The sequence below is a fragment of the Micrococcaceae bacterium Sec5.1 genome (assembly GCA_039636795.1).
Taxonomy (GTDB): Bacteria; Actinomycetota; Actinomycetes; order Actinomycetales; family Micrococcaceae; genus Arthrobacter.
Genome location: CP143430.1, coordinates 349,340 through 371,271 on the forward strand (window position 1 = coordinate 349,340; position 21,932 = coordinate 371,271).

At 62.5% G+C, this 21,932-nt stretch carries 26 protein-coding genes; 15 read left to right on the forward strand and 11 right to left on the reverse strand.

Annotated elements, in window-relative coordinates; all coding sequences use genetic code 11:
* The first annotated feature begins 80 nt into the window (after positions 1–80).
* Together VUN82_01745 and VUN82_01750 are read left to right on the forward strand one after the other, a co-directional pair.
* The gene (locus VUN82_01745; GenBank protein ID XAS72609.1) at positions 81–1,301 is read left to right on the forward strand and encodes a Gfo/Idh/MocA family oxidoreductase; all 1,221 of its coding nucleotides are present in this window, start codon (positions 81–83) and stop codon (positions 1,299–1,301) included.
* The gene (locus tag VUN82_01750; GenBank protein ID XAS72610.1) at positions 1,301–2,299 is read left to right on the forward strand and encodes a Gfo/Idh/MocA family oxidoreductase; all 999 of its coding nucleotides are present in this window, start codon (positions 1,301–1,303) and stop codon (positions 2,297–2,299) included. The genes VUN82_01745 and VUN82_01750 overlap by 1 nt, the downstream gene beginning before the upstream one ends.
* A gap of 57 nt (positions 2,300–2,356) precedes the next feature.
* Here the strand turns inward: VUN82_01750 and VUN82_01755 are convergent, their stop codons facing one another.
* The 3 genes from VUN82_01755 to VUN82_01765 all read right to left on the reverse strand — a co-directional run bounded on the left by VUN82_01755 (position 2,357) and on the right by VUN82_01765 (position 4,626).
* Positions 2,357–3,151 (reverse strand): TIM barrel protein, encoded by a 795-nt coding sequence (locus VUN82_01755; GenBank protein XAS72611.1) that lies wholly within the window; start codon positions 3,149–3,151, stop codon positions 2,357–2,359.
* Positions 3,148–4,305: a Gfo/Idh/MocA family oxidoreductase gene (locus VUN82_01760; protein XAS72612.1), complete on the reverse strand. Its 1,158-nt coding sequence runs from the start codon at positions 4,303–4,305 to the stop codon at positions 3,148–3,150. Before VUN82_01760 ends, VUN82_01755 begins: the two co-directional genes overlap by 4 nt.
* Before the next feature lie 105 nt (positions 4,306–4,410).
* Complete coding sequence (locus tag VUN82_01765; protein XAS72613.1) at positions 4,411–4,626, reverse strand: hypothetical protein; 216 nt, start codon at positions 4,624–4,626, stop codon at positions 4,411–4,413.
* Positions 4,627–4,955: 329 nt separating this feature from the next.
* On the opposite strand from VUN82_01765, the gene VUN82_01770 reads away from it, so the two are divergent.
* The gene (locus tag VUN82_01770) at positions 4,956–5,648 is read left to right on the forward strand and encodes a PASTA domain-containing protein (protein ID XAS72614.1); all 693 of its coding nucleotides are present in this window, start codon (positions 4,956–4,958) and stop codon (positions 5,646–5,648) included.
* Positions 5,649–5,833: 185 nt separating this feature from the next.
* Here the strand turns inward: VUN82_01770 and VUN82_01775 are convergent, their stop codons facing one another.
* Positions 5,834–6,607, reverse strand: coding sequence for an ABC transporter permease (locus VUN82_01775; protein ID XAS72615.1), 774 nt, complete (start codon positions 6,605–6,607; stop codon positions 5,834–5,836).
* Positions 6,608–6,703: 96 nt separating this feature from the next.
* Entirely contained in the window at positions 6,704–7,390 is a 687-nt protein-coding gene (locus VUN82_01780) for an ABC transporter ATP-binding protein (GenBank protein ID XAS72616.1), read from the reverse strand.
* 695 nt (positions 7,391–8,085) lie between these two features.
* Between VUN82_01780 and VUN82_01785 the strand changes: the two genes are divergently transcribed.
* A complete protein-coding gene (locus VUN82_01785; GenBank protein XAS72617.1) occupies positions 8,086–9,078 on the forward strand; it encodes a LacI family DNA-binding transcriptional regulator in 993 nt (330 codons plus the stop codon).
* Here VUN82_01785 and VUN82_01790 read toward each other — a convergent pair.
* Complete coding sequence (locus tag VUN82_01790) at positions 9,073–9,240, reverse strand: hypothetical protein (GenBank protein XAS72618.1); 168 nt, start codon at positions 9,238–9,240, stop codon at positions 9,073–9,075. The two genes, VUN82_01785 and VUN82_01790, sit on opposite strands and share 6 nt — an antisense overlap.
* Before the next feature lie 142 nt (positions 9,241–9,382).
* Between VUN82_01790 and VUN82_01795 the strand changes: the two genes are divergently transcribed.
* The 4 genes from VUN82_01795 (at position 9,383) to VUN82_01810 (ending at position 13,091) form a co-directional block, all read left to right on the forward strand.
* Complete coding sequence (locus VUN82_01795; GenBank protein XAS72619.1) at positions 9,383–10,204, forward strand: hypothetical protein; 822 nt, start codon at positions 9,383–9,385, stop codon at positions 10,202–10,204.
* Positions 10,188–10,937, forward strand: coding sequence for a 5-oxoprolinase subunit PxpA (locus tag VUN82_01800; GenBank protein XAS72620.1), 750 nt, complete (start codon positions 10,188–10,190; stop codon positions 10,935–10,937). The genes VUN82_01795 and VUN82_01800 overlap by 17 nt, the downstream gene beginning before the upstream one ends.
* Positions 10,938–10,972: 35 nt before the next feature.
* Positions 10,973–11,794 (forward strand): allophanate hydrolase, encoded by an 822-nt coding sequence (locus tag VUN82_01805; GenBank protein ID XAS72621.1) that lies wholly within the window; start codon positions 10,973–10,975, stop codon positions 11,792–11,794.
* A 115-nt stretch (positions 11,795–11,909) separates the two neighbouring features.
* Positions 11,910–13,091, forward strand: coding sequence for a Fic family protein (locus VUN82_01810; GenBank protein XAS72622.1), 1,182 nt, complete (start codon positions 11,910–11,912; stop codon positions 13,089–13,091).
* Positions 13,092–13,096: 5 nt separating this feature from the next.
* Here the strand turns inward: VUN82_01810 and VUN82_01815 are convergent, their stop codons facing one another.
* The gene (locus tag VUN82_01815) at positions 13,097–14,452 is read right to left on the reverse strand and encodes a DUF445 family protein (protein XAS72623.1); all 1,356 of its coding nucleotides are present in this window, start codon (positions 14,450–14,452) and stop codon (positions 13,097–13,099) included.
* A gap of 49 nt (positions 14,453–14,501) precedes the next feature.
* Between VUN82_01815 and VUN82_01820 the strand changes: the two genes are divergently transcribed.
* The 4 genes from VUN82_01820 to VUN82_01835 all read left to right on the forward strand — a co-directional run bounded on the left by VUN82_01820 (position 14,502) and on the right by VUN82_01835 (position 17,007).
* Positions 14,502–15,392: a glycerophosphodiester phosphodiesterase family protein gene (locus VUN82_01820; GenBank protein XAS72624.1), complete on the forward strand. Its 891-nt coding sequence runs from the start codon at positions 14,502–14,504 to the stop codon at positions 15,390–15,392.
* Positions 15,393–15,488: 96 nt separating this feature from the next.
* The gene (locus VUN82_01825) at positions 15,489–15,923 is read left to right on the forward strand and encodes a hypothetical protein (protein ID XAS72625.1); all 435 of its coding nucleotides are present in this window, start codon (positions 15,489–15,491) and stop codon (positions 15,921–15,923) included.
* A complete protein-coding gene (locus tag VUN82_01830) occupies positions 15,920–16,699 on the forward strand; it encodes an AzlC family ABC transporter permease (protein XAS72626.1) in 780 nt (259 codons plus the stop codon). Before VUN82_01825 ends, VUN82_01830 begins: the two co-directional genes overlap by 4 nt.
* The gene (locus VUN82_01835; protein XAS72627.1) at positions 16,696–17,007 is read left to right on the forward strand and encodes an AzlD domain-containing protein; all 312 of its coding nucleotides are present in this window, start codon (positions 16,696–16,698) and stop codon (positions 17,005–17,007) included. The genes VUN82_01830 and VUN82_01835 overlap by 4 nt, the downstream gene beginning before the upstream one ends.
* Positions 17,008–17,013: 6 nt before the next feature.
* Here VUN82_01835 and VUN82_01840 read toward each other — a convergent pair whose 3' ends face one another.
* Positions 17,014–17,424, reverse strand: a complete 411-nt coding sequence (locus tag VUN82_01840; GenBank protein XAS72628.1) for a four-helix bundle copper-binding protein — start codon at positions 17,422–17,424, stop codon at positions 17,014–17,016.
* A gap of 111 nt (positions 17,425–17,535) precedes the next feature.
* On the reverse strand, positions 17,536–18,165 hold the full coding sequence (locus VUN82_01845) for a helix-turn-helix domain-containing protein (GenBank protein XAS72629.1): 630 nt from the start codon (positions 18,163–18,165) through the stop codon (positions 17,536–17,538).
* Between the two features lie 92 nt (positions 18,166–18,257).
* Here VUN82_01845 and VUN82_01850 point away from each other — a divergent pair, with 92 nt between their 5' ends.
* From VUN82_01850 to VUN82_01860, 3 genes are read left to right on the forward strand one after another with little or no spacing between them, the layout of a single operon-like run.
* Positions 18,258–18,590: a thiamine-binding protein gene (locus VUN82_01850; protein XAS72630.1), complete on the forward strand. Its 333-nt coding sequence runs from the start codon at positions 18,258–18,260 to the stop codon at positions 18,588–18,590.
* A gap of 39 nt (positions 18,591–18,629) precedes the next feature.
* Positions 18,630–19,301 carry an O-methyltransferase gene (locus tag VUN82_01855; GenBank protein ID XAS72631.1) on the forward strand — a complete coding sequence of 224 codons (672 nt, stop codon included), beginning with the start codon at positions 18,630–18,632 and terminating at the stop codon, positions 19,299–19,301.
* 3 nt (positions 19,302–19,304) lie between these two features.
* On the forward strand, positions 19,305–19,838 hold the full coding sequence (locus VUN82_01860; GenBank protein ID XAS72632.1) for a GNAT family N-acetyltransferase: 534 nt from the start codon (positions 19,305–19,307) through the stop codon (positions 19,836–19,838).
* Here the strand turns inward: VUN82_01860 and VUN82_01865 are convergent.
* Both VUN82_01865 and VUN82_01870 read right to left on the reverse strand, forming a co-directional pair.
* On the reverse strand, positions 19,807–20,919 hold the full coding sequence (locus tag VUN82_01865) for a HAMP domain-containing sensor histidine kinase (GenBank protein XAS72633.1): 1,113 nt from the start codon (positions 20,917–20,919) through the stop codon (positions 19,807–19,809). The genes VUN82_01860 and VUN82_01865 overlap by 32 nt on opposite strands.
* Positions 20,916–21,578 (reverse strand): response regulator transcription factor, encoded by a 663-nt coding sequence (locus VUN82_01870; GenBank protein ID XAS72634.1) that lies wholly within the window; start codon positions 21,576–21,578, stop codon positions 20,916–20,918. The genes VUN82_01865 and VUN82_01870 overlap by 4 nt, the downstream gene beginning before the upstream one ends.
* Between the last annotated feature and the right edge of the window lie 354 nt (positions 21,579–21,932).

Sequence of the window (21,932 nt, forward strand, 5' to 3'; positions counted from 1 at the left end):
TAGAGGGCTTGACGCCGCCCCTTCTCAGACTCCATTATGGACCGGTCCAAGTAAATTCCAAAACATCAAAGAGGATCTCCATGAGTGCACCCAATACACGCCGTCTGATCGCCGGCATGGTCGGAGGAGGCGTTGGCGCGGACATCGGCAAGACGCACCGCTACGCCATGCGCTTGGATGACCATTTCGAGCTGCAGGCAGGAGTCTTTGGGCGGGATGCCAGCGCTTCGCGGGCGATCGCCGTCGAGCTCGGGGTTCCCGAAGACCGAAACTATGCGGACTACCCGCAAATGGCCGCGGCAGAGTCGGCGCGCGAAGACGGTGTGGACGTGGTTGTGGTGGCGACGCCCAACGACAGCCATTTCGACATCGCCAGCACCTTTCTCGAAGCGGGCATCTCGGTGGTGTGCGAGAAGCCGCTGACCAGGGATTCAGCCACAGCCGCCGCACTGGTTCGGATCGCTGCGGAAAACGAAGCCATTCTCGCCGTTCCGCACTGCTACTCGGCCTACGCCATGGTTCGCCAAGCTGCCCGCATGGTCCGCAATGGTGAACTGGGCGCCATCCGGTTTGCCGACGTCGAGCATGCCTCCGGCTGGGCGGCCACGCCCCTGGAGGAGTCTGGCCATAAGCAGGCCCTCTGGCGTACCAATCCTGACATCGCGGGGTTCCCGAGCGTCGTCGGAGACCTTGGCACTCATGCCTTCCACCTGCTTCGCTACATCACCGGGCTGGAAGCAGAGCGCCTCGCCGGGCGCCTGAAAACGCTGGTTCCAGGACGTCGGGTATTCGACCACGCCACGGTGGAGTTGGAGATGTCCGGGGGTGTCCCGGCGCGCGTTTGGGCCAGCATGGCTGCCACCGGCCACAATCACGGGCTACGCATCCGTGTTTACGGCGATAAAGGCAGCCTTGAGTGGCAGCACGAGGACCCGCATCATCTCAAAGTTCAGGACCTGGCGGGGGCTACGACCATCCTCACGCAAGGCCTCAGCACCTTGCACGACGACGCGTCCCGGCTCACGCGGGTCGGTCTTGGCCACCCGGAGGGCTTCCTTGAAGCTTTCGCCAATTTCTATTCCGACCTCGCCGAGGTCCTGCGCGCCCGTCGCGACGGCTTGGCCCTTCCCGACCGTGAGTTGTCCTTCCCCACCGGCATCGATGGTCTGATCGGCGTCCAGTTCGTGGAGGCCGTGGCCGCATCGCATCATGAGGACTCGGCTTGGAAAGTGCCGGCCTTCGCAGGGACGGCCGCCACTCTCACGGAGAAACCCGCCCTCACAGAGAAAGCAGCAGTGTGATGAAGCTCCGTTTCGCGCTCATCGGGGCCGGCTTCATTGGCTCCGTCCACGCCACAAACCTCGCCGCCCATCCCGGCATCGATTTTCGCCTCGTCTACGACGTCGACCAGCAACGCGCGCAGTCCCTGGCCGCCGCGCACGGGGCTGCTGTAGCCGCGGCCTTAGACGAAGTTTTCGATGCTTCGGCGATTGACGCCGTCTTCATCGCCTCCTCCACGGACACGCACGCCGGGCACCTCCGCCGCGCTGCCGCCGCCGGCATCGCAGTGCTCTGCGAGAAGCCGATCGACCTGGACCTCGCCCACGCCCGCGATGTCGCTTCGTTCGCGCAGGAGACTGGCGTTCCGGTGATGGTCGACTTCAATCGCCGGTTCGATCGCGATTACGCCGAGCTCAAGCGCGTGGTGGATTCAGGCCGGATCGGCAAAGTGGAGCTGATCCAGCTGACATCGCGTGGCCCCTCCATGCCTCCCTTGTCCTATATCGCCACCTCAGGCGGCCAGATGCGTGACCAGACCGTGCACTTCTTCGATCTCGCGCGCTGGCTCAGCGGTCTTGACCCGGTAGAGGTCTTCGCCACGGGTTCGGCTTTGGCGGAGCCCGGCATCGTGAAGTACGACGACGTCGACACGTCCGCGGTCACGTTGCGGCTGCCCGGAGGTGCTTTGGTGCAGATCGATTCTGTGCGCCGGACTGGATATGGATACGACGAACGCATTGAAATCATGGGCTCAACCGGGATGGTGGAGGCCCGTCGTCACAGGAACGGTGCAGTTTCCCGGTACAGCGGTGGCTCCGTAGTGGACGATGGGCTGCATCCCGGGTGGTTCGAACGGGTGCAACCGACGTATGCCGCGGCACTCGCCGCTTTCGTCTCTTCCTTGCAGGGAGGATCGGATTCCATGCCGTCGCTGGAAGATGGACTCAAGGCCCAGGCCATAGCCGAAGCTGCGGTTATCTCCCTTCGCAGCGGCCGCATGGAACCGATCAAGTACTGACCCAAGTAGGGGACAGCACATGTCGCTATGGGCAGCCGTAGCGACGTGTGCTGTCCCTCAGTTGGGTGAGAACGACGCGCGGAAGGCTGCCAACGCTGCGTCGCCCGCCTGGATGCCCTGACCACCGATTGCACTGGCCTCCATGCCAATCACTCCCGTGTACCCGGCGTCGCGCAGTGCTTTGGCGATGGCCGGGTAGTTGATCTCGCCGGTCCCTGGTTCAAAGCGGCCCGGCACGTCGGCAATCTGGATCTCGCCCGTATAAGGCTGGGCTGAGCGCACGAGCTCAATAAGGTTCCCCTCGCCGATCTGTGCGTGGTAGAGATCCAGCATCATCTTCACGTTGGGGTGGTTCACAGCTGTGACCAGCGCCAGTGTGTCCTTTGCGCGCGCCAAGGGAATGCCGGGGTGGTCCAGGATTGTGTTCAGATTTTCCAGCGCAAACACGATGCCGTGCTTTTGGCCCAGTTCAGCCAGCTGTTCCAAGGTTCGGAGGCCCGTCAACCACATCTCGCCGGTGGACCGGTGGAGCGGACGAACAGCCCGCCCGCCTTCACCGAGTTCGCCAGGATGAACCACCATGCGTTCGACGCCGAGCTCCAGTGCCGTGGGGATCAGCTTCTCAGCGGAGGCCAGAACTTCATGCGCAGTGCTGGGATCAATGACGCTGCCGCAGAAGTAGCCACTCATGGAGGAGAACTTGGCGCCGGTTGCTGCGAGGGCTGCGATGTCCCGGCCGCGGGTGTCCCAGAGCTCCACTTCGAAACCTTGATCGTGAATGCGGCGCACACGATCGATCAAAGGCAAATCGCCGTAAACCATCTCCGCGCAGACGGCCAAACGGAAGCTCATGCTCCCTGCCCTGCGGCCTGAAGCTGTGCTGTTGAATGCGTTTCGGCTGGACGAAGGTCCGCGATCGAGGACACCTCGACGGGAAGCCCCGTCTGGGCTGACTTGAAAGCGGCCAAGGCAACCGCCAGGGCGTTGCGGGCGTCCACGCCACCGGGAGCAGCGACAACGGCGGCAGGGGTTCCCGCCGTCGTGCGTTGATTGACCTTGCCGCGGCGTGCGGCGACGTCGTCCGCGAAGTGGGCCAGCTCTGCCGTGTAGGCGTCATGGAAGAGGTCGATGTTCAGGCGGGCGGTGTCTGACCCGATGCCGGCGGCTGTGTAGCTCGTGGCGTTGGTGGCCTGTGGGCTACCGGCCGTGACCATGCCGGCAGAGCCGAACACTTCGCCGCGGACGTCGTAACCGTAGAGGGCGTTGAAGTTGGCTTCCGCTACAGCAATGGCGCCGTTGCTGTACGTGACAGTGACGACCGCGGTGTCCAGCAGGCCACCGGCCTTCGCATCGGGGGCAACCAAGGCATCCGCGACTGCATGGACTTTCACGGGGACCGCCCCGGGATTCAGCCAGTTCAGGGTGTCGAAATCGTGGATGAGGGTTTCCAGGAAGATGGTGCCGGGGGCGATCCTCTCCGGGTTGCTGATGCCTGCTTCCGTGCCGGGATCGCGCGTGAGGGAGCGGAGCAGCTGCGGAACTCCGACCATGCCGTCGTCGATCAGCTTCCGGGCGGCCGAGAAATCCGTTGAGTAGCGGCGGTTGAAACCAAAACGGAGCACGACGCCGGCACTCGCCGCCGCTTCGACGGCGGAGTCGAGTTCGGCGATGCTCCGCCCGCCAGGCTTTTCGCAGAACACGTCCTTCCCGGCTTTGGCCGCAGCGGCGATCAGCTCGGAATGGAAGCGCAGGGGAGTGGCGATAAGTACTGCGTCCACGTCCGGATCGGCAAGGACGTCGGCAACATCGGTGCTGATTTTGGTAACGCCGAGGCGGCTCGCGAGGGCTTCCACGGCAGGCAGGACTGGATCAGCGATGGCTTCCAACCGTGCGTTCGGGATCCTCAGGGCGATGGATTCGGCGTGGAATGCGCCGATCCATCCGGCGCCGATCACGGCGATGCGGACAGGCCGGTCCTCGATGACCGGGTGCTGAAGGTACGTCATTGTTGTTCCTCGATTCAGGCATCTAGAACGTTCTAGTTCGACCATGCTCGCATGCTTGGACGGGTGGTGTCTAGATCGTTCTAGCTGCCTCTTGCTGTACTCCGGCTAAGCGGCATCGTTCCGGCCGGCACGTCCCTGAGGAAGATGACGCCCGAACGCCAGCCTGATGAGCGGGGTCAGCAACAGGAGCAGCAGGACGCTGCCAAAGCCAACAACGCCCGCAAGGAAAACCAGGCTGGCCATGAACAGGAGGTGGATGTCAGGCGCATCGGCAAGCGGTAGGGCGGCCGATATTGCCGATACCTGGTTGAAGGTGTTCATATGTGGCTCCTGCCGCGCGCATCAGTTGCTCGTTCCAACACCTGTTAAGTGCGCTGCGGAGGAAAAAGATGTCGCCGTTGCGGCAACACTTTCCGGGGCGCAGGATCACGACGCGCGCAGGGGCATATCCTGGGCCGGTTTCACCACAATCTTCTTGTCGTTGCCAGGGTCCAACGGGTCGTACCAGAGCGTAGTCCCCTGACCATCAACCACCGGCTCGGTGGCGTTGATCAAGAGGGATTCAGTGCAGGTCGCCGGGACGCCAGGTCCGAGTCGTGCTCGCCGCCTGACCCATCGACGAGACTGCCTCGTCAGGATATCCTGACAATATGGGTGCGCAGCGGGATCCGTGGAGTGAAGGCCTGACAATGTGGGAGCGCCTGCGCTCATGGTTCGGAGATGCCCGCGATGCTCCGCCGGGCAACCCAGAAGCCTTGGGTGCGCTCAGTGATGTCCGGCAGTTGCGGTATCTGCTGGATCAAGCGGAGCTCGCGGCTGTTCATGCGGCACGTGGCCGCGGCTCGTCGTGGGCGGAAATCGCCGCCCGATTGGGGATCGCCCGGCAATCGGCGTGGGAACGCTGGCGAGATTTTGACGATGTCGTTCCAACCGGATCCGTCCTGCCTGCCTCTGCCGCGCCGGCGTCTCGCGCGGTGGAGGCCGCTGCGGCCGCCGGGTTGGTCGGCGAGGCAGCCGGACGAGGGGGAAGGCAGTCAAACGTCACGGTACCGAATGTCGTCGGTTTGTCCCTCGAATCAGCAAGGGCCATCCTGGTGGACAGTAAACTCGTTGCGGTCGGCCCCGATCCAGACGGCCTGCCTCTGGAGGGGTTCGGTTGGCCTAGCGGCGTCGTCACCGGCCAGAGTCCGGAATCGGGGGCGAAGGTGCCCATAGGATCGCGGGTGATCCTGTGGTTGGGCAGAGGCGGCTCGGCGGGTGACCGCGAGCCGCGGCGACCGTCTCCAGGGCCCCGGAGCCTGCGGGCAATGCGGGAAGAACCGGCCGACGACGCGACAAGCTGACCATAAAAGTGCACTACGAGCAGCAGTTGGAAGGACTTTCTACCCTTGTCGTCTCCATCCAAAGGATATAGAAGTCGGCTGGTGTTTGGTGCAAGGACCTGCCAATAGCACCGAAACACGCGTGCCAGATGTCGCACCTGACGGGCTGGAGAGGGAGCGGGTTCTTTGGGTCCCCGCCTGTGGATTTACCGAGAGTTCCAGCGGAACCAGCGGACGCCTATCGTGGCGCATACGGCGACATAACCGATGCATGCCAGGAGGGAGTTGGTGTCTTGGCCGCTCCATGAGGAAGCGTTCAATGTATCGGCGAAGAGTGTCATGAGTGCGCCGACGGGTGACCAGGCTGCGATCGATTTCATCGTGTCGCCGAGGATACCGGTTCCGCCCAGGAGGCCGAGGAGGAGCAGGAGGATCATGAGTACGCGCGTGATCGCGTTGATGGCGCTGGTGGATTGGACCAATCCGACGACGGCTTGCCCGATGGAGAGGAACACTGCGGCGCCGAGGATGGCGACCGCAATGACCAGAAGGTACTGCCCCGGGTTGAGTGTCAGCGCGTAGGCGATCACACCGACGATGACGACGATGACGGAGGCGAGGAGGTTGGTGGCCACTTGGACGAGGACGCGGCTGGTCATGATCATCCAGGTTGGCGCAGGCGTGACCCGCAGCCGTTGGAGCACCCCGACATCGCGGTCATGGGCCAGCGCGAGCGTGTATCCGAACAGGCCTGAGGTGAGCAGGCCCAACGTCAGGGCCAGGCCGATGACCAGGCTGGATCCGCCGAGCCGGCTTTGGCCCTTGCCAACCGTGTTGGCAACCAGGACCACTATGGGCAGGAGGATGCTCAGGAAGAGCGATGTCTTACCGTTGAGCAGCACCAGGAAATCGGCGCGAAGCAGCGACCGGAAGGCCAGGCCAAGCGGCGGGCGCGCGGTGTTGACACCGATGTTAGTCACGGATCTCACTTCCTGTCAGTCCGATGAAGACGTCTTCCAGTGTCGGCGCTCCATGCGCGACCGAAAGCACCCTGGGGTCGTCCTTATGCTTGTTGATCAGCTCCGACGGTCTTCCCTCGGTGAGCAGTTTTCCGTGGTCGATGATCGCCACCCGGTCACAGACTGCCTGGGCCTCCTCCATCGAGTGGGTAGTGAGCAGGATGCTGTTGCCTTCCGCGCGGAGCTCCTCGATGCGTCGCCATAGTCCGCGGCGTGATTGGGGTCCAACCCGGCGGTCGGTTCGTCGAGTAAGAGCAGGAGGGGGTTATGGACGGTGGCGATAAACAGTGCGAGGCGTTGCTGTTGCCCGCCCGATAACTGTTTGAATTTTTTGCCTAGTCCGTCGGCGAGACCGACAGTGCGCAGGCTCTCGCGGACCTGCTCAGGGGAGAATTTCACACCATAGAGTCCGGCATAGAGTTTTGTAATCTCTTGAATGTTCAGTTCGGCTTGGAAACTGGATGATTGCAGTTGCACTCCAAGGAGTGCTTTGACCGCCAGGGGCTGCTGTTGGACATCGATACCGTCTACCAGCAGGGTGCCTGACGTTGGCGTAACCAGCCCCTCGATGGCGCTGAGGGTACTGGTTTTCCCTGCACCGTTCGGGCCAAGCAGGCCGAAGATCTCGCCGCGCTGAATCCGGAAGCTGACCTCGTCGACCACTGTCCGGCCACCGTAGGCGACTCTCAGTTGGTGGATATCCAGGACTGGTGCTGATCCCGGCTTGTTGGCTTCACTTGGCACGTTCCGTCCCCTCAAAACCGGAGCAACCCGGACCGTGGGCAGTTCCTCGTGTGAGTCTAGTTCGATAAGACCGGGAAAATGACTACGTTCCGCGGCCTCCTGCCTGTGAGTAACCCATGAATTTAATCGGTAACAGAACACGGTGCCGCCCGTTTGATGGTGGGAACGGACGATCCTGGCGGACCAGACAGTCTTTCGCCCTGGACAGCCACAGGGGAACTGCCAAGAATAAGCGAGCAGGTGTCATTGGCGCCTCCGCCGGGTCTCCTTTAGCCCGACTGAGCTAATCACTCGAGGCGCAGCGGCTCCGCGCTCCGATGGGTACATGAAGGATTTCTTTGGTTTCGCCGGAATACAGCGAGGGAATGTTGCCCAGAGAACGCTGATCGGGGAATGCTGAAGATTATTCCAAAAGCCCGCGTCACGTTTCCGCAGGTCAACGCACATATCCAGTGCCCAAGTCGTTGTACCGCGTAGTGTGCCGTTGCCCTTTTCGGCGCATGTCCGCGGACAACGCTGAGTTGGCAGTGATGGATGTGGTGGGTTCTGGGGCCCACCCGGGGCGCCGTCACTGCGATACCGGGCTAGTGCGGTCGGTCGTCTGAGTCGCGGCCGGCCGCACGTCTGGGCAGGACTCCTTTGAGCCGTTCGCGTCTTAGATCGTTCTATAGACTGACTGCGGGCAGAGGAGGGCCATGATGGGAAAACGTCCCACGTTGATGGATGTGGCTGAAGCGGCCGGGGTTTCCCGCGCCCTCGTTTCCATCGTGATGCGGGACGCCCCTGGAGCCTCTGAAGCCACGCGCCTCAAAGTCCAGCAAGCGGCGAACGAACTCGGCTACCGTCCCGATAGCCGTGCACGGCTTCTCCGCAGCAGCCGGACGAGGCTACTGGGCGTCAGCTTTTCCACGTCCCACCCGTTCCACGCCGAAATTGTCGATGCCGCCTACGCTGGCGCGACTTTGCGCGGCTACGATATCGCGCTGAGCGCCGTCGCCAACGGCCGCCCGGAATCGCGGGCCGTCGAATCTCTCCTGGATCTCGGCTGTGAAGCCCTGATCATGATTTCTCCAACGCTGGGGGAGGACGAGTTAGCCGGTTATGCCGCAAGGCTCCCAGTGGTCAGCCTGCTCCGCGACGACGTCGGTGAATCCCTGGACTCGGTCAGCAGCGATGACGACGCCGGTATCCGCATCGCGCTGGAATATCTCACCTCGCTGGGGCATCAGAGAATTGCCCACGTAGACGGTGGGGACGCTGTCTCGAGTCCACAGCGGCGCGAAGCATTCCGGGCAGAGATGGCTGGCCGGGGGCTCGAATCCCGGGTGATTCCCGGCGGCGCCACAGAAGAAGACGGCCTCCGGGCTGGTGGAGAGCTTCTGGAGGACCTGCCCACGGCCGTGGTTGCCTTCAACGATCGCTGCGCACTGGGCATCTGGGAGAGCTTCCGGGCAGCTGGGCTCAGGGTCCCTGAGGATGTGTCCGTCCTGGGTTACGACGATAGCCAGTTCGCCCGCCTTAGCTACGTCCAGTTGTCCTCCGTCAGCCAGGACGCCCCGCTCCTGGCGCGGGCCGCCGTCGACCGTGCCATCGATCGTCTGGAAGGCCCGACGCCGCCCGCGCACCTTGTGCGGACACCGCATCTGGTCATCCGCAACACGACAGGACCTGTAAGTCAGGAGTTATGAAGCGCCCGACGGCGGGGCGTCGGCGTCGTCGATGTCCGGACCTTCGGCAGGATCCTGGCTGTGGATGCCGGTATCGTGCGAAACCCAGCCTTCCGTTTCTCCCTCTGCAGGAGCGTCGGTGTGGTGCCGGATGATGTGTTCTGGCTTGTTGTTTGCGTTCATGACGGATACTCCCTGTCCTTGCTTGGACTGCTTCCGCGAGTGCACCCAAGTCTACGCCGGGTAGGGAGTATTGGGAGGTCAGTGGCATAGGCTGAACGCAGTAGTTCTCCGCGAAACGACTAGCTGCCATGCAGAGGTGAAGATGCCCAAGCGACCCAACCCGGCGGTGAAAATCGCCCAAGAGACCGCCCATAACGCAGTATTCGATGCCCAAGGCAACACCAAGCCGGGCGTTCACAATGTCTTGCTGCGCGCCGTCGAAATCCAGCGGCCACTTGTCCTGGCAAACCTGCGCAGAATGCAGCGCAGGCATCCAAAGGCAACGCCCGCGCAGCTTGCGGCGAAACTGGAGCGGGACTACCTGGCCGCCATCACCGGCGGGGGAGCCGCAGTGGGGGCAACCGCCGTCGTGCCTGGGATCGGAACCGCAGCTTCGCTGGGTCTCTCAGCCCTTGCGACCGTCGGGTTCCTGGAGACGACCGCGCTGTACGCATCGACGCTGGCCGAACTCCACGGCATCAGGCTGACCGACCCGGAACGCGCGCGGACAATGGTCATGGCCATCATGCTCGGCGAGGAAGGCACTTCTCTGCTGGGTGCCTTGAGTGGCCAGTCCCTGGGACGAGGCAAGGGCGTGACCAATGCCTGGGGCACCACACTCACCAAGAAGATTCCCGGCAGCGGCTTTGGCGTCATTCGGGATGCCATCCAGCGCGCGTTCCTGAAGAACCTCCTGAAGCGGCAAGGTTCCGCGTTTCTCGGACGGGCCCTGCCTTTCGGAGTGGGCGCCGTGGTGGGTGGTGCCGGCAACCTGATGATGGGTCGCGCCGTAGTTGCGACTGCCAAGGAAGCCTTTGGGCCGCTGCCGGATACGATCCCCGGCGAACTGCTCGCAGGCGCGAACACCAACGAAACCAACAACAACCTGACGCTGGAAGGCGGTAACAGTGGACCTCAACGCTGATCTGGGGGAGTCGTTCGGCTCCTGGACCATGGGCGACGACGCCTCGATGTTCCGCATCGTGAGCAGCGCCAACGTGGCCTGCGGTTTCCACGCGGGAGACCCCCTGACCATGCTGGACAGCTGCCGTGCCGCGTTCGAACTGGACGTTCGCGTCGGCGCGCATGTGGGGTACCGGGACTTGGCCGGCTTTGGACGGCGCTCGCTGGACATGACCTTCGATGAACTGTTCGGCGATGTCCTCTACCAACTCGGCGCCCTGGACGGGATGGCCCATGCAGTGGGGGCTTCCGTGGACTACGTCAAACCACACGGCGCGCTGTACAACAGGATCGTCCACGACCCCGACCAGGCCGAGGCTGTGGTTGCTGCCGTCCATGCCTACGATCCCGGACTGCCGGTGCTGGGATTGCCCGGCTCGGCGTGGCTGAAGCTGGCCGAGGAATCCGGACACCCCGTCTTCCGGGAAGCATTCGTGGACCGGGCCTACTTACCTGACGGCACACTTGTCCCGCGCTCCGAGGAAGGCGCCGTGCTGCACGATCCCGCCGCGGTAGTTGCCCAGGCTGTTCGCCTCGCGACGCGGAAAGAAGTGGTAGCCGTGGACGGAACGGTTGTCCCGGTCAGTGCCGATTCCCTGTGCATCCATGGTGATACTCCGGGCGCTGTGAACATGGCCGCGGCCGTTCGGGCAGGCTTGGAGGAGGCAGGGGTGGAGATTGAAGCGTTCGCCTAGTTTGGTCTGGAAAGCACGTTGAAGAGGAGCTCTTAATGGGTGCCGTTGTTGTTGATCCGGGCCCCTCGACCCTGGCCCTTGCACGTGACCAGGTCTTGGACAGGGCTTCCCTGCACCTTGCCAACGCGCTGCTGGGCAACCCTGACTCCGCGGGCGGCCTGGAGATACTTTTGGGTGGTCTCCGGCTTCGGTTCGTCACGGCCTCGGCACTCGCGATTACCGGCGCGGAAGGCGTGGTCAAGCTCAACGGCTCCGAGCTGCCTTTTAACAAGGCTGTTCGCGTCAGCCCAGGGGCGGTGTTGGAGTTTGGGCCGGCGCTGTTCGGGATCCGGTACTACCTGGCCGTTCAGGGTGGTATCGAACCCCAGGCAGAACCCCTTCGCGCTGGCGGCACCCTGACTTTCGGGCGCCCCCACGCCCACAATATTCCTGTCGAGAACCACGCCCCGCGTCGGGCCCTGGACCCCGAACGTCCGGTGGTCGCCCGGGTGGAACGGGGTCCGCAAGCCCAAAATTACGACGCCGGTACATGGCTTCGGCTGACAAGCGAACCATGGATCCTCTCACCGGAATCGGACCGGGTGGGTGCCCGGTTGGTGGGGCGCCCACTTGAACCAGCGGGGGTGGCGCGTGCCGCTGGGCTGCCTGGTGCGACTGTGCCGGCCACGACTCCAGCACCCCAGGCACAGGCGTTGCTGTCAGGCTCGGTCCTGCTGCCGCCGTCGGGCTTTCCTGTCATTGCGCTGGCCGGGCACCCGCCGACGAGCAAGTCCCCTGTGATCGCAGTTGTTCGGGACGAAGATCTGGACCTGCTGGGCCAAGCGCGTCCGGGACAGATGGTTCATTTGCTGGGGTGAAAAGATCACGGGCAGATTTTCTCACTGATGCTCGGTAGTGAGAAATGAATGCCGCGATTTTCTCATAAATGGCGAATCGTGAGAAAATCGACTATCGATCTTCTCAAGGAGAATCATGAGTAATGTGCTTGCCTGGCCCTCAGTCAGCTACGAAGAGCATCCTTGGGCCGCAGATGCAGAACCGGGAACCTCGAGGCGTCAACGGCTCCTGGCCCGCGGCCCCTACGAGGCTGCTATCCCGGCAGAAATTGCTCGCATCAATCCTGAGGTTGATTCCCGGACCCAGTCGCTTGTTGAGGCAGCCACTGTGGAAATGGTCCGGTTCGATGCCGAGTTGGGACAGGACTCTGCACCGTTCGCGGCCCTGCTGCTCCGAAGTGAATCGGCATCGAGTTCCCAGATCGAGAACCTTACGGCCGGTGCGCGGAAGATTGTGCTGGCGCAATTGGGTGATCGCTCGAGCCCTAACGCCGCACTGATCGCGTCCAACGTGCGTGCCATGGAGGCTGCGATTGCCTTGTCTGAAGACCTGAGCGTCGAGAATATCGGCACCATGCATCACACCCTGGCCTCCTCCGACCAAGTCATAGCTGGGGAATACCGGGACAGGCAGGTCTGGATCCGAGGCAATTCACCCCACTCAGCGGAGTTCGTGCCGCCGCATCACGGACGCGTGATGGTAGCCATGGAAGACCTGGTCGAGTTCATGCGCCGGGACGACATCCCGGCCCTGACTCAAGCCGCCTTGGCACACGCACAGTTCGAAAGCATCCACCCCTTTGCGGACGGCAACGGCCGAACGGGAAGGGCAATCGTTAGCGCCCTGCTCCGTGCCAAGGGGGTAACTGAAAAGGTAACCATCCCTGTTTCTTCAGGGCTGCTGACCAATACCCGCCTCTACTTCGACGCCCTGGGTGACTACCGTCAGGGGAACATCCTGCCCATCATTGAGCGCTTTGCCGAGTCTGCCATGCTCGCCGTGGAAAACGGCCGGTTGCTGGTGGAGGACATCCGGGCTGCACAAAAGGAGTTCCGTGAAAAGCTCGGATCTGCTCAGGAATCCGTGCTTAAAGTCCTTGAGCTGCTGCCTCGCGAACCCGCAATCACCGCCGAGATGGCAGCCGATTACGCCAGGATCTCGCAGGCAACGGCGTACAGGGCAGTGCAACGGCTGGAGGCGGCTGGCGTCCTTACTCCTGCCGGGAAAGTACGGGGCACCAGCGTCTGGCTCGCAAGGGACATCATCACAGCGTTGGACGACTTCGCCGCACGATCTGGCCGCCGCGTGCGCCCCTAACGCCCCTAGCCAAACAGCAGGTGCGCCACCGTGAAGATCGCGAGCCCGGCCAAGGCACCCACAACGGTTCCGTTGATGCGAATGTACTGGAGGTCCTTGCCCACTTGCAGTTCGATCTTCTGGGACGTTTCTTCAGCATCCCAACGCGCCACGGTGTCCGAGATGACGCCTGCAATGTCCGATCGGTAGGTGTTCACGAGGTAGCCCGCGGCGTCCCCGATCCACGCGTTGATCTTCCCGGCGAGTTCGTCGTCGTTGACAAGACGGGAACCGAAATCGCGGACAGCGCTCTTGAACCGCTGGCTGAGTTCGCTGTCCGGATCGTCGACGGCGGTGAGCAGCGCGTTCTTGACCGTTCCCCAGGTTCGGGAGGCCAGTTCCCGGACCTCCGGATCGCCAAGGATCTGGGCCTTGATGGTCTCGGCGCGCTCGATCATGGCGGGATCATGCTGTAGGTCCTGCGCCAGGTCGGTCAGGTAGGTATCGATGGATTTCCGCACCTGATGGTTCTGATCATTTTGGACCGCGCGTACGAACTTCAGGAGTTCGACGTATACCTTGTCGCTCACCAGCCCGTCCACGAACGTCGGCACCCACACCGGCGACCGGTCGGAAACCAGCCGGTTCACCGTTCTATGGTTCGCGTCCACCCAATCGGCGGCACGATCAACCAAGAGGTCCACCAACTTGTGATGATGCCCGTCCGCGAAGATCCGTTCCGCCATCCGCCCCACGGGCGGTCCCCACGGCGGGGTGAGTAGATGCTTTCTGACCAGGCCCTCGATGACTGCCTGCACGTCGTCGTCCTTCAGAACGGTGAACGCGCCGCGGATCATTGCGCCGCCTTCCTTGGCCACGCGTTCGGCCCCGCCCGGTGCGGATAGCCAACGGCCGGCCTTACGGGCAATATCAATGCTCGCCAACTTGTCCTGCACAACCTCCTGGGACAGGAAGTTGCTCTCCACGAACTCACTTAGCGATTCGCCGATTTGGTCCTTCCGGCGCGGAATGATGGCTGTGTGCGGGATCTTCAAGCCCATGGGGTACTTGAACAGTGCCGTGACCGCGAACCAGTCGGCCAAAGCGCCAACCATGCCACCCTCGGCCGCAGCCCTCACATATTCAAGCCACGGGTACTGCTTCTGGAATGCGAACGCCACCATGAACACAATGGCCATGCCTATCAACAGCGCCAGGGCCAGCCGTTTCATGCGGCGCAGTGCGGCTACCTTTTCCTCGTCTCCGGCAGAACGGCCGACGACGCCGGACCCGGGTTTAGTGGCTCCCGAGGCTGCCGCTTGGGCTGAGTGGGCGTGAGTGGTGACGTCTTCGGCTGGGATTTGTTCAGAGTTCACCTGCATTAGCCCAGCGTAGCCCCGTGCGTGCAGCCGCGTGGGCTACCGTGGCTCCATGACTAGCGACGATTTGGCCCCTCGCCGGCCCAAGGTCTACGCCCACCGCGGTGCCAGTGCCGCGTTCGCCGAGCACACCCGTGCGGCATACCTCAAGGCGATCGCGGACGGTGCCGATGGAGTTGAGTGCGATGTCCACTTGACCCGGGACCAGCACGTCGTCTTGCTGCATGATGCCAACCTGGACCGTACTTCCACCGGCACCGGACCGGTTTCGGAGAAGACGCTCGAGGAACTCCGGGCCCTGGACTTTTCCTCTTGGAAGGGCGCCCGCATACCGGATGCGTACGGCGGGATCGCTGATCAATTCCTTACGTTGCCCGAACTGCTGGACATCCTGCGTGGCGCCGGGCGCGAGATTGGTTTGGCGATCGAACTCAAGCACCCCAGCCCCTACCAACTCAATCTCGAGAACCGGGTTCTGGAAGTGCTTCTTAGTGAGGGATGGACGCCTGGGGAGTCCCGGCTGGAGAACATTCAGGTCTCCTTCATGAGCTTCGATTCCGATTCGATCCAACACCTGCTGAAGACGGTCCCAGCCCAGCACATTTGCCAGTTGGTGGACAATTTCTCGGTGCAGGAGTTGCGGCAAGAGCTGGGACTCGGGCCGATCACGGCGGGTGCTGTGGCAAATGTCATGAAGGCAACCCAGTTGGAGGCTGAACGCATCCTGGATCACGGTGAGGTAGGAATTGCCGGACCTGGTATCGATTATGTGAGGGAACACGCACGCAACGTCCAACGGTGGTTGGAATCCGGCAGGGTGTTCAGGGTCTGGACGGTGGATTCGGAGAAGGACGTAGCCCTCTGCCAGGGGCTGGGCATCCACGAGATCACCACCAACAAACCCGCGCAGGTGTTGGCCCAGCTTCAGGTCCCAACCAGGTAGCAGATGAGCGCGTTTTGGGCCCTCAAAACGCGCTCATCTGCGATCCAGTTGGGTGCAGTTTAGGGTGGCCCACCGGGCTTGTGATTGAGTTGTCTCATGTCATTCCGCTGGTCAGCCCGTGCCACCCAAACCACCTCTGCCATCGGTCTGAGCGCACTTCTCCTGGCCAGTGCCATGAAGCATTTCCGCAGCCCGGGGTTCTACTACCCGGTTGTACCTGACTACTTGTGCCGCAGGGACGAACCCGGAAGCCAGCCGAATGGGCCACTGGCTCTTATGTCCCGTGAGGAATGGGTCGCTGCCAGCGGCCTGCTCGAGGCGACTGCCGCCGTCGGCCTTCTCATCCCAGCCACCCGCAAAGTGGCTGCGGACGCTACGACAGCCATGTTTACCGTATTCCTTGCAGGGCATATTGATGCCCTCCGCCGTGCGTATGGTCCCAACGGCACGCCCGGCCAGCGGCGCGCCCACACCCTTAGGCTGCCTCTTCAGGTTCCCCTTGTCCTGTGGTCCTGGAGCCTGCGAAAGTGAGCAAAGGTCCAGCAGCTCCCTTGAAACTCAGGGAGTCGCCAGCTTTCAAGATTGCCTTGTCGCTGAGCATCGCCACAGGCCTTTACGGCGTGTCCTTTGGCGCACTTTCTGTGGCGTCGGGCTTCGATTTCTGGCAAACAATGGTGCTGAGTCTTTTGCTGTTCAGCGGGGGCTCGCAGTTCGCTTTCATCGGAGTAGTGGCTGGTGGTGGATCTGGCGTCGCAGCCATGACGGCCAGCGCTTTGCTGGGTCTGCGCAACGGCATCTACGGCATGCAAATCAACGCCATGCTGCGTCCACGTGGATGGCGGCGCTACATCTCAGCCCATGTCACCATCGATGAGTCAACGGCGACGGCGTCCGGCCAGTCGGACCCCGATGAGCAACGCCGCGGGTTTTGGACTGCCGGGATCGGAATATTCATTCTCTGGAATATCTTCACGGCCATCGGCGCCCTGGCCGGCGATGCGATGGGCGACCCCAAGCAGTGGGGCTTGGACGGGGCTGCAGTTGCTGCGTTCCTCGCTTTGCTGTGGCCAAGGCTGAAGGGGCGCGAACCCTGGGCCATTGCGGCCGCTTGCGCCCTTGCGACCATTCTCGCCGTGCCGTTCGTTCCCTCGGGAGTCCCAATTCTGGTGGCTGCGCTGGTGGCCGGTGTGATCGGCTGGTTCAGCCATGCACGCATGGATGAAGGACTGGAGCCGGACCTGGACCCCTACGAAAAGCGCGAGCACGGGCATGGACACCACCGCGGCGGGGAAAGGGGACCCGAGTGAACCTCTGGCTCTGGATCCTCATTGCCTGCGCGCTTGCGTACCTCACCAAGTTGGTTGGCTACTTTGTCCCGGCCAAGCTGCTTCAGAGCCCCAGGATCATGCACATCGCAGGCACCATGACGATTGGTTTGCTGGCGTCCCTGACCGTGGTGAATGCCCTCGCGTCAGGACAGGGTTTGGTATTGGACGCGCGCATTGGCGCACTGGCGGCGGCCGCCGTCGCTCTTTGGCTTCGCGCGCCATTCCTGGTGGTGGTTATTTCCGGTGCTGCCGCAGCGGCGCTGCTGAGGCTGCTCGGCTGGGGCTAACCGGTTTTAGGTGAGACTCGCTAGCAAGCCGGCGCAGGCGGCTTCGCAGCGGCGGCAGGCTTCCGCGCAGATCCGGCAATGTTCGTGCATCTGTGCGTGTTGTTCGCATTCCTCAGCGCACACTCCGCAGGCGGTTTGGCATGCCTTGAGGACTGCGCTCACCATGGCGGAGTTGGTTCCGGTTTGCCGCGTCAGAACGGTCCCGGTCGCAGCACAAATATCAGCGCAGTCCAGATCGGTCAGGATGCATGCGGTCAGCTGGGCCACCATATCCTCGCCCAGACAGGCGTCGGCACAGGCTGTACAGGTTTGGGCGCATTCAAAGCAGGCCGCAATGCATTCGGCCAGCTTCTCCTTGTCCAGCACACCGGTTCCCTTTGGATGAGCGTCGATCATCGCGCTGATGTGGTGGGTCATGGCCGGCTCCTGTCGGGTTCGAGTTCGACGGACGACCGGCCAACCCGGCCGCCATTCCCACCCTAGACCTGGTAGTGGCAGGCCTCCAGAGGCTGGAGCAAGGGCCGTCGACTAGACGTCGTCCGTGAGCGTCACACCGGGGATGGGTGATTGTTCCGGGAGCGGGCGGGATGGACGTTCGGTCCGGATGGCGTCTTCAATGAGCGCCACAGGACGCTTCCAGGCTTCGGAGCCGGGTTCCATGGTGTCTACGGCGCCGATCAGCATGGCAAGGAGCCGGACCATGTCCTCGATGGTGATATCGCGGCGCAGCGAACCCTGACCCTGACCGCGCTCCAAGAGCGTGGCCATGGAGCCGATGAGGCCGCCGGTTATGCCCATGAGGAGTCCGCGTCGGCCTGCGACGGCGTCAAGCAGGTTGGCGTCTTCGCTCGCCACCTGCATCACAGCGTCGATGACATTGATGAGACCCTCCGCGGCATCCATGCCTTCGAGGGATGCGTCGGCAACAGGATCCACATGCTGGCGGAGTTGGCGGGACAGGGCCGCAAGTACCAATTGTTCTTTATCGGAGAAGTTGCGGAACAGCGTTGCCGGACCCACTCCTGCCGTGGCGGCGATGGTCTGCAGGGGAACTTCGGGACCATGTTCCCGGAAGCACTGCCGGGCTGCGGTGATGATTTTGTCCACATTTCGTGCAGCGTCGGCCCTGAGGGGCTTGCGTTCAGAGGGCTGTTCCATGCTTGTCAGGGTAGCAACGGACCGGGGTTGACCCGTTGTTACGCAGGAGTAGGCCGTTATGTGACAAACCAGTACGTGAAACACTGGATTTCATGTTGCTTGCATTCTCAGTCGCCCCTTCAGGCCAGCCCGCATCCGCCACCAACGGCGGACCCACCCCCGACGCCTCCGTGCACGACGCCGTCGCGGCTGCGGTTAAGATCGTCCGGGAGTCCGGATTGCCGAACCAGACGGACTCCATGTTCACCACTATCGAAGGCGAATGGGACGAAGTCTTTGACGTCGTCAAACGGGCCACGGAGGCTGTTGGCCGCTTCGGCAGCCGCGTGTCCTTGGTGATCAAAGCGGACATCCGGCCCGGTTACAGCGGGGAGCTGACCGGCAAGGTGGAGCGTCTGGAAGAGGCAATTTCCACCACGGACTAGCTCTTTCCACTGTCAGTGACCAGTGCAAGACTGGGGGCCATGATTGAACACGTGGCTGAACCCGGTTGGATTGACGTCGAGCATTACCTGACTGACGTCGTCGTGCGTCCTGATCCTGCCCATAAGCGCGCCCTGACATCTGCAGTCGAGGCGGGCATGCCACAGATCGAAGTGGCGCCGAACGCCGGCAAGCTACTCAAGATGCTCGTGCAGCTGTCCGGAGCAAGGCACGTCCTGGAGATTGGCACCTTGGCCGGTTTCAGCAGTATTTGGATGGCCCAGGGACTTCCCGACGACGGCAGGCTGGTGACCTGCGAGTACCTTCAAAAGCATGCTGACGTCGCGCGGGCGAATGTGGATGCGGCAGGGGTGGGGCACAAGGTGGACATCAGGGTGGGTGCCGCGTTGGACACGCTTCCCACACTGGTAGGCGAGGAATCGTTCGATTTTGTGTTCATCGACGCCGACAAGGAGAACGACCCCAACTACCTTGATTGGGCCATCCGTCTTGGCCACCCGGGCACTGTAATCGTGATCGACAACGTGATCTGGGACGGCTCCATCCTGGAGCCTGCGCGGGACGAGGTAAACGCGCCGGGCATCGTCAAAGCCTTGGAAATGCTGGGCCAGGACCCGCGACTTGATGCCACCGCAATCCAAACTGTCGGCAGCAAGGGCTGGGACGGCTTCGCTATCGCCAGAGTGCGGTAGCCGATGGATTTCACGCTGCGCACGGCAACGGTTGACGACGCCGAAGCCATGACCGTCATGCATGTCCAGTCCTGGCGGGAGAGTTATGGGCATTTGCTGCCGCCGGAATTCTTCGCGAAGCAGGAAGCTGCCCTGCCGGACAGGATCGAGCGGTACAGGGCGTCGATCGCGGCAGGCCATCCGCGGATGCTGGCCCATGATCCCGACGGCGAATTGGTAGGAATTGCGGCTTCAGGACCGGGAAGGGACGAGGACAGCCCCTGCGAGGTGGAGCTGTTCATGCTGTACACCCTTCAGCGGATTCATGGCCGCGGTGTAGGTCAGGCGCTGGTGGATGCGCTCCTCGGTGACGGCCCGGCTTACCTGTGGGTCCTCGACGACAACCCGCGGGCCCAAGCCTTCTACCGCCGCAATGGTTTTGTGCCCGACGGTAAGCGACAGCTTTGCGACCCCTCGTGGTACTCACTTCCTGAACACCGGATGGTGCGGCCCGCCGTCGGGCTTCCTAGGGCACAATTGAAGCGCGTGGAAGTTTGACCGTGGCTTTGAGGCCACCGTCCGGTCCACCGGCCAATTCGAGTGTTCCGCCGTGCGTTTGAACTACCGCGGCGACGATGGAGAGTCCAAGCCCGACGCCGGCGCGTTCACCGCCCTTCTGCGCGGTCCGTTCGGTTCGCAGGAATGGTTCGATCAAGTTGGGCAGTACCGCCGGATCGATGTCATCACCGGGATTCTCGACCACCAAGAGACTGTGCCCAGGAGTGTCGAAAGTCCGGACCGATACACTTGTCCGGCCATGCACAATGGCGTTGTGCACGAGGTTGGCAACTACCCTCTCCAGGAGGGCCGCGTCCCCCCGGACAGCAGTGCGCATTAAATTGGCTTCAATGGCGACCCCTGCACGTTCGGCGGCCGGAATGAGGTCCTCCAGCGCCTGTTCCGCTACCAAAGACATATCCATGTGGCAGAGGGTGATTTGACCTGATTCCACACTGGACAGGAGCAGGAGCGACTCAACCATGTCTGAAGCCCGGGTGTTGACTTCTCCAAGCCGGCGCAGCAGTTCGGTCACGTCCGTACCCGGGTTCAGGCTACCTACCTCTGCGAGGTTGCCCATGATCGCAAGCGGGGTCCGCAGCTCGTGTGAGGCGTTGGCGGCGAAGCGGCGTTGTTGCTCGGCGTGGCGCTCTATCCGTTCCATCATTTGATCGAAAACGTCGGCAAGGCGCCGGAACTCGTCATTCCGCCCGCTCATGTGGACGCGGGCGGACATGGACCCGTTGGAAACTTGCTGCGCTACCTCGCCGATCTGCCTGAGGGGACGAAGTACCCGCCCAGCCAGGAACCAGCCCCCCACGAGGCCCGCGATGATGATGAACACCAAGCCTGCGGACGCTGGGGGAAGGAATGCGCGGATAAGGTCACCTTGGTTTGGTGCGGTATTTCCATATTCTGTTTGCAGGTTCCCCCGAGGGACGTAGCGCAATAGGAATACGTATGTGACGCTGAGCAGGAAGATACCTGTGGCCGCGGCGATGGCGGCATATGTCAGTGTCAGCTTCCATTGGGCCGACAGCCCCGGTGGGCGCCGCTTTATGAGCCCGGGGGAAGTGCTCACGTCCGAGCCATTCGGTACCCGACGCCAGGAACGGTTTCGATGAGCCAAGGCTCCCCGAGCCGCTTGCGCAATCCTGAAATTGTCACGCGGACAACGCTTGTGAAGGCATCGATGTTCTCGTCCCAAGCCTTTTCAAGGAGCTGCTCTGCACTGACAAAGCCGCCCTCCGCTTCCATGAGCACCTGAAGAACGGCAAACTGCTTCCTGGTCAGGGTTACCTCGGTTTGGTCCCGATGGACTTTTCGGCGGAACGGGTCCAAACGTACCCCAACGAACTCGAGAACCGGTGGTTTCGCAACGTTCGGGCGGCGGGCGATCGCGCGAAGGCGAACCACAAGTTCCCTCATCGCGAACGGTTTGGTCAGGTAATCGTCCGCGCCAAGTTCAAACCCGGAGACTTTGTCACCTATCCGGTTGGCCGCCGTGAGCATCAGAATCCGGGTGGTGCAGCCGGAGGCCATTATGGACCGGGCGATGTCGTCGCCCGAGGGGCCGGGGATGTCCCGATCCAAGACCGCGATGTCATAACGGTTGACCGCCAGGAGCTCCAGAGCCGCTGAACCGTCCAAGGCGATGTCGGCTGAGATGGCTTCCAAACGAAGGCCATCCCTTATCGACTCAGCCAGATATGGCTCATCTTCCACAAGGAGAACACGCATGCCTGGACTTTATCCCACCGGCAAGTGGCCTACGTCCAGGGCGTTTACGCTGCCTTAACGCCCTGCAGGCTCTCATTGTCTGTATGAAGTCTTCAGTCCCTCAACGTTTCATCCGGCGCGTCCGTAGCTTCCCATGGGTTCTGTCAGTCGTGGCACTGGCTCTGTTGCTGCTCAATCTCGGCATGTTGACGGGAGCCGCCACGATTTTCGAAAGCAGTTTTCCCCGCCAACCAATGTTGGGGCCGCAACCAACGGTAAGGCCGCAACCAACGGTGGGGCCGCCATTTGGCACCGCACCCAAAAGACCCACAGCTATATCACCCGGGGACTCTTCATCGGTCCTGGATGAACTGC